This window comes from Microbacterium sp. K41 (assembly GCF_004794395.1).
GTDB classification, from domain to species: Bacteria; Actinomycetota; Actinomycetes; order Actinomycetales; family Microbacteriaceae; genus Microbacterium; species Microbacterium sufflavum.
In genome coordinates this window covers 1-7,152 of the sequence record NZ_SSDO01000330.1, presented here as the reverse complement: position 1 = coordinate 7,152, position 7,152 = coordinate 1, and the positions used below count along the sequence as shown (strand labels likewise).

The window sequence follows — 7,152 nt, the reverse complement described above, 5'->3', positions numbered from 1 at the left end:
CCGCGGCGACACCCGCCGTGGTCGCGGAGCGGTTGCCCGCCGCATCCCGCGCCCGGACGTAGTACGTCGCAGCCTCCGACGACGCCGGCGCCGTGTAGCTCGCCGCCGTCGTCGACGCGATCACGCGGTTGCCGCGCAGCACCTCGTAGGTGACCGAGCTCGAATCCGAGATGCGGTTCCACGTCAACGTCGTCGCCCCGCCGGCCGGGGTGACCGTGAGGCCCGTCGGCACGGCGGGGGCGACGGAGTCCCTCGGAGCGAACCGCACGAAACCACCGGACCATTGCCGGGAACCACCCGCACGGACCGAGCGGGTGATGTCGCCACCCGCCCACAGCACACCCGTGCTGTCGAAGAACGAGGCCCAGGCACCGTGCCCCTCGCGCGCCTGAAGATCGGGCGCGAACTCGTACACGTGTCGACCCGTCACCGCGTCCCAGACGCCGATCAACGACATGTCGTCGATCTCCGAGGCAGTCGTCGGCGTCTCCGGGTTCGTGTAGGCGTCTTCATACACCCAATCACCGCAGTGACACCCGGCGGCGATGAGGGTCGAGTCCGCGTTCTGGGCGATCGTCTGGAAGTCGCCACCCTTCAGCGTGACGTTTCCACTGATCAGGCGGAAGTCGGTGCGGTCGTAGGAGAACAGGGAGTGCTGGGATCCGCCGAGCCACAGTCGACCGCCCGTCTCGGTCACCGCGTTCTGATAGACCCACCCCGTGGGGTTCCCCGCGGCGTCGTACATCGGTCTGCTGAACGTCGGCGTCCAGTGCGGCGTGACACCGGCGGCACCCGCCGTGGTCTGCAGGGCCGCAGCGCTGGTGGTCGTGATCGCCCCCTGCATGGTGAAGTAGCCGGCGAAGTACGCACGATCGCCGGCCGCCGACGCGTCCACGGACATGCTCGTGCCGTTGAGGTTGGCATTCCAGGCCGTGTCCGGCCGTCCGGTCGTGAGGTCGATCCGGCCCCCGTCCCACGCGCTCGCGCTGACGGTCGACGAGGCCGCCCGAAGGTGGGTGAACGAACCGGCGACATACAGGTAGTCCCCCTGCACGTCGAAGTCCCGCACGTACGGCACCGCCCCCGCCGCCCGATGCTCGGCGACGACCTGCGGACCGGACAGCTGCCCGGTCGCCGGGTCGAGGAAGGCGATCGCGGCCTGCGGAACGCCGTTCACCGTCGAGAACTGGCCGCCGATGGCGACCCGCCCGTCGGGAAGACCGGCGATCGCCTTCACCTGCCCGTTCAGGACGGGCCGGAACGACGAGACCCACGCGCCCGTGCCGAGGGCGAACGCGGCGAGGTAGGGCTGCGCCACCTGACCGGCGCCCGCCTCCGACTGCTGGACCGTGGCGAAGTTCCCGCCGACGAACACGTTGCCGCCCGCCTCGCCGAAGGACGCCACCTCGGTGTTCGCCTCCCCGGACAGCCCGTTGGCGAGCCCGGCGACACCCCACGTGGTGGTCATGGCGTTGCTGTTGGGAATCGCGGACTGCGTGATGGCCGGAGCACCCTGGGACCCGATCGTGCCGTAGTCGAGGTCTCTGGTCATGAGCTTCGGCTGAAGGAACACCTGGGCGAAGGGGCGCGCCTTGCCCCTCGTGCCCGCCGGAGCCCACAGGTACGACGACGGGTCTTCGTTCCCCGACACCTGCGCCCCGAACGACCAGCCGTTGCGGAAGCGGTACGGCAGATCGCCCTCCTCGAAGCGGACGCGCTTGGTGCCGGTGTCGACGCCGAACACAGCCGACGTCCCGCCGCTGCCGGTGGTCTTCGACCGCTCCCCCGGGTTCTTGAAGGAGAACGACGTGAGGACGTGCCCGCCGCCCATCGTCCACACCCAGCGGTCGCGGTTGGCGAAGGAGAAGCGCACCTCCTGCCACGCCGAACCCGCCGTGTCGAGCGCGCGACGGACACGCACGCCCTCCTGCAGCGCGTCGACGCGACCGCCGTCGAGCAACCCGTCGATCGTCTTCGACGACAGCTGCGCGGGCGCGAACGCCGCAGTGCCCGCCGGGGTGTCGCGGACCTGCTCGGGTGTTCCCACACCGTTGTAGCCCTCCTTCCACCCCTCGCGGCCGCGGCCGATGAGCACCCACCCGCCTCCGCCGGTGGTCTGATCGCAATAGAACTGCTGTGGCGCCACGAGCCGCGGAGTCACCAGCCAGTACACGCCGTCCGGCGCGGTCGGATCGTTCTGCTTCACCTCCCAGCACGACGCTGCGGCCGTCTCCTGCGTCAGGCCATCGGGAGCCGCCGCCGCAGACGCCGGCGCACCCCCGACCACCAGCGAGCCCGCGATGGTCGCCGTCACCGCGGCCGCAGTCGCCAGGGCACGACGGAATCGTGCCCCCCGTGATCTCCGATCGAGACCCATTCGTCCTACCCCCAGAATCCACGCCCCTCCGCGCGCACGCGCCGCGGCGCCTGCGCCCCCGCGGAGGGACGACCAGGAGCCGCCCCGATCGGGACGGCCCGGCTAGGAGGTCTCCGTCGGGACCCGCGGATGCGCGGAGCGGCGACCCCGGCCGGCTAACACGTTACCTGCCGAGCGGTTCGATCCTTGAGCATGCCGATATGCGATGACGGTCAGGTCCCGCTGTCCCCGTGGGCGGGACGGTCCCGCGCCCCGGGTCAGCGCACGGGGGCGAGGCGCTCCGCGAGTACCTCGGCGATCTGCACCGCGTTCAGCGCGGCTCCCTTGCGGAGGTTGTCGTTGCTGAGGAACAGCACGAGCCCCTTGCCCTCCGGCGCGGACTGGTCGGCGCGGATGCGACCGACGAAACTCGGGTCCTTGCCCGCGGCCTGCAGGGGCGTCGGCACCTCATCGAGCACGACCCCGGGGGCCGCACTCAGGACCTCGCGCGCGCGCTCGGGCGTGATGTCCCGCGCGAACTCGACGTTGATCGAGAGGGAGTGACCCGTGAACACCGGCACCCGCACGCACGTCCCCGCCACGCGCAGACCCGGGAGCTCGAGGATCTTGCGGCTCTCGTTGCGGAGCTTCTTCTCCTCGTCGGTCTCGTTGTCACCGTCGTCGACGAGGTTGCCCGCGAACGGGATGACGTCGAACGCGATCGGTGCCACGTACTTCTCGGGCTCCGGGAAGTCGACGGCAGAACCGTCGTGCACCAGCTCCAGGGTGTTGCCCTGAGCCAGCACGCCCTCGACCTGGCCCAGCAGCTCCTGGGCGCCGGCGAGACCGGAGCCGGAGACCGCCTGATACGTCGAGACGATGAGCCGTTCGAGCCCGGCCTCGGCGTCGAGCGCCTTGAGCACCGGCATGGCCGCCATCGTGGTGCAGTTCGGGTTGGCGATGATGCCCTTCGGACGGGCGTCGATCGCGTGCGGGTTGACCTCGCTCACCACGAGCGGGACCTCGGGGTCCATCCGCCACGCGCTCGAGTTGTCGACCACGACCGCGCCCGCCTCGGCGAACCGCGGCGCGTAGGCACGGCTCGCGGTCGCGCCGGCGGAGAACAGGGCGATGTCGATGCCCGCGGGGTCTGCCGTCTCCACGTCTTCCACGATCACGGTCGCGACGCCGAACTCGATCGCGGTGCCCGCGGATCGCGACGACGAGAACAGGCGCAGCTCGCGGATCGGGAACGACCGCTCCGCGAGAATCTCGCGCATCACGGTGCCCACCTGGCCGGTGGCGCCGACGATGGCGACGGAGAGTCCTGAATCGGAGATGCGGGTCATGAGGTTCCTTGGCTTCGTGCGGTACGGCGTACGAGGCTTCGGGCGCGGCGACGGGATGCGGAGGCCACGCCTGGCGCCGGTGTCAGGGTTTCGGTGAGTCTACCGTGCCGACAGCGGCCGACCGCCCGCGTGACGGCGCCGTGACGACGGCGGCAGGATCCGGACGGCCGATGGCAGGATCAGCGACCGGTGCCGGCGTGGACCGTCGCCTCGGCCTCGCCGTCCAGCCCGTAGGCGGTGTGCACGGTGCGGGCCGCCTCGGCCAGGTCGTCGGCGCGCAGGACCACCGAGATGCGGATCTCCGACGTGGAGATCATCTCGATGTTGATGCCGCCCTCCGACAGCGCCTCGAACAGCGTCGCCGACACACCCGAGTGCGTGCGCATGCCCGCACCGACGACCGAGAGCTTGCCGATCTGGTCGTCGTGCACCAGGTTCAGGAAGCCGACCTCGGCCTGCTCACCCGCGAGGGCCTTCAGGGCTGCGGTGGCATCCGCCTTCGGCACCGTGAACGAGATGTCGGTGCGTCCGGTGGACGCGGCCGACACGTTCTGCACGATCATGTCGACGTTCGCGCCCGACTTCGCGACGATCTTGAAGATGTCGGCGGCCTTGCCAGGAACGTCGGGCACGCCCGCGACCGTGATCTTGGCCTGGCTGAAGTCCGTGGCGACTCCGGCGACGATGGGCTCTTCCATGGCTGCTCCCTCGGCTTCGCGAGGGTTCTTCATGCCCTCGCCCAGAACGTACGTGCCCTCGGCCGACGAGAAGGTCGACCGGGCGTGGATCAGGACGCCGTGACGGCGTGCGTACTCGACCGCGCGGATGTAGAGCACCTTCGCACCGTTCGCCGCGAGCTCGAGCATCTCCTCGCTCGACACGTGGTCGAGCTTCTGCGCCCTCGGGATCACCCGCGGGTCCGCGGTGAAGATGCCGTCGACGTCGCTGTAGATCTCGCAGACGTCGGCGTCGAGCGCTGCCGCCAGGGCCACGGCGGTGGTGTCGGAGCCGCCACGGCCGAGGGTGGTGATGTCGCGGGTGTCGCGGTTGAAGCCCTGGAACCCGGCGACGATCACGATCGCGCCCTCGTCGAGCGCCTCACGGAGCCGCACCGGCGTGACGTCGACGATGCGCGCGGCGCCGTGCTGCGAGTCCGTGATCATCCCGGCCTGGCTGCCCGTGAAGGACCGCGCCTCGAAGCCCATCGAGTGGATCGCCATCGCCAGCAGCGCCATCGAGATGCGCTCACCGCTGGACAGCAGCATGTCGAGCTCGCGCGGAGCCGGGATCGGCGCCACCTCGTTGGCGAGGTCGAGCAGCTCGTCGGTCGTGTCGCCCATCGCGCTGACCGCGACCACCACGTCGTGGCCCGCACGACGGGTGTCGACGATGCGCTTGGCGACGCGCTTGATGCTCTCTGCGTTCGCGACGGACGAGCCGCCGTACTTCTGCACGATGAGGGCCACGTTCACTCCCGGGGATGACGGGCGGATCCGCCCACGCTCATTCTACGGATCGCGCACATGCCCGACCGCGCATGTGACGGACGCGGACCCTTCACCGCGTGCGCGACTCACCGCAGGGCGCGGGCGCTAGAGGGCGAGGGGCGGGGCCGGGGTGGAGGACGGCGGCGGCACGGGGCGCAGCCGGCCGCCGGTCGCGGCGAACCAGCAGCCGACGATGATCAGCGGGAAGCCGATCAGCAGACCCGGCGTGAGCGGCTCGGACAGGACGATCGCGCCCAGCACGATCGCGACCACCGGGTTGACGTACGTGAACAGCGGAGCGCGCACCGGCCCCACCTCCCGGATGAGGGCGAAGAACGCCAGGAACGCCAGCGCCGTGCAGATCACCGCCAGGGCGAGCAGCGCCCCGAGCGAGGGCAGCGTCGGCACCTCGTGCTGTGTGAGGAGACCGATCGGCAGATAGACGAGGCCGATCATCAGCAGGGACAGCGTGATGGTGCCCAGCGACGGCACGTCGGCCAGCTTTCGCGCCACGATGAAGGGCGCGATCGCGTAGAGCACCGCGACCAGCAGGACCTCACCCGCCGCCAGCAGACTCACGTCGCCGCCGAACAGACCGGGGCCGGCCACCACGATCGCGACGCCGACGAAACCCACGAGCAGACCGATGCCCCGGGCGGGGCGCAGCACGCCGCGGTCGCCGCCTCCGAGCGCGATCAGCGCCGCGAACAGCGGAACCGTCGCGACCAGGAGCCCCGTCATCCCCGACGGCAGCGTCAGCTCCGCGTGACCGAGGAGCACGAAGGGCCCGGCCATCTCGACAGCGCCGAACGCGAGCACCCAGGGCCAGTGCCGGAGCGCCGCGCGCAGGGCTCCGCTGCGCAGCGCGAACGGCAGCAGCAGCAGCGCCGCGATCAGCGTGCGGCCCGCGACGATCGCCGGCGGGGAGATCGACTCCACCGCGATGCTGATGAACAGATAGGGCACGCCCCACAGCAGGGCCATGACTCCGAAGAGCAGCCAGCCCCGGCGCGTGAAGCCGGAGTGCGGGGTCACAGCACGCGCCGCCCCTCGAAGGCACGACCGAGCGTGACCTCGTCGGCGTACTCGAGGTCGCCGCCCACGGGCAGCCCCGACGCCAGGCGCGACACCGTGATCTGCATCGTGGTGAGCAGCCGGCTCAGATAGCTCGCGGTCGCCTCGCCCTCCAGGTTGGGGTTCGTGGCGATGATGACCTCCTGCACCGTGCCGTCGGCGAGGCGCGTCATCAACTGTGCGATGCGCAGATCGTCCGGTCCGATGCCCGCGATCGGGCTGATGGCGCCGCCGAGCACGTGGTACAGGCCACGGAACTCACGCGTGCGCTCGATCGCCGCCACGTCTTTCGCATCCTCGACCACGCAGATGAGCGCCTGATTGCGACGGGGATCACGGCAGATCGCGCACCGCTCCTGCTCCGCGACGTTGCCGCAGATCTCGCAGAAGCGCACGCGCACGCGGATCTCGGTGAGCAGCTCGGCCAGCCGTGCCACGTCGAACGTGGGCGTCTGCAGGATGTGGAACGCGATGCGCTGCGCGGACTTGGGCCCGATGCCGGGAAGCCGGCCGAACTCGTCGATCAGCTCTTGGACGATGCCGTCGTACATCAGGAGAACCTCGTGGGGGGCTCGTAGGGCTCTTCGCGAAGGAACGTCGCTCCGAGCACCTGGCGGATCACGGCCTCACCGTAGCGCTGCACGCCCCCGGCGGCGGGGGTGCGCTCGACCACGACGGGCGGGGTGGCGACCGACGGTGCGGCGGCCCTGGACGGCTGCGCGGTGGGGCGCGCCGCTGGTGGGGCGGACGGGGATCGCGGCTCGTACGCCGGCTCGTACGACGGGTCGTAGGGCGGCTCGTCGTCGAAGGCGGGCGCCTCGTCGTCTCCGGGCAGCGGCGGCTCGTCGCGGTCCACGGCACCGTCGCCCGGTGGGGCGGGGGCGGG

The 7,152-nt window shown here is 71.0% G+C and carries 5 protein-coding genes and 1 pseudogene; all 6 read right to left on the bottom strand.

Annotation, left to right across the window (positions count from 1 at the left end):
* On the bottom strand, positions 1–2,314 hold a 2,314-nt coding region (locus DW309_RS09885; RefSeq protein ID WP_136045271.1), incomplete at its 3' end, for a fibrinogen-like YCDxxxxGGGW domain-containing protein.
* A gap of 320 nt (positions 2,315–2,634) precedes the next feature.
* A complete protein-coding gene (locus DW309_RS09880; protein WP_136045270.1) occupies positions 2,635–3,705 on the bottom strand; it encodes an aspartate-semialdehyde dehydrogenase in 1,071 nt (356 codons plus the stop codon).
* Positions 3,706–3,884: 179 nt separating this feature from the next.
* Positions 3,885–5,171 (bottom strand): aspartate kinase, encoded by a 1,287-nt coding sequence (locus tag DW309_RS09875; protein WP_136032141.1) that lies wholly within the window; start codon positions 5,169–5,171, stop codon positions 3,885–3,887.
* Positions 5,172–5,297: 126 nt separating this feature from the next.
* On the bottom strand, positions 5,298–6,227 hold the full coding sequence (locus tag DW309_RS09870; RefSeq protein ID WP_136045269.1) for a DMT family transporter: 930 nt from the start codon (positions 6,225–6,227) through the stop codon (positions 5,298–5,300).
* Entirely contained in the window at positions 6,224–6,817 is a 594-nt protein-coding gene (gene recR, locus DW309_RS09865; protein WP_136032137.1) for a recombination mediator RecR, read from the bottom strand. Before recR ends, DW309_RS09870 begins: the two co-directional genes overlap by 4 nt.
* Positions 6,817–7,152: pseudogene (locus DW309_RS19530) on the bottom strand (DNA polymerase III subunit gamma and tau); the annotation flags it as partial. The gene recR and the pseudogene DW309_RS19530, both read right to left, overlap by 1 nt.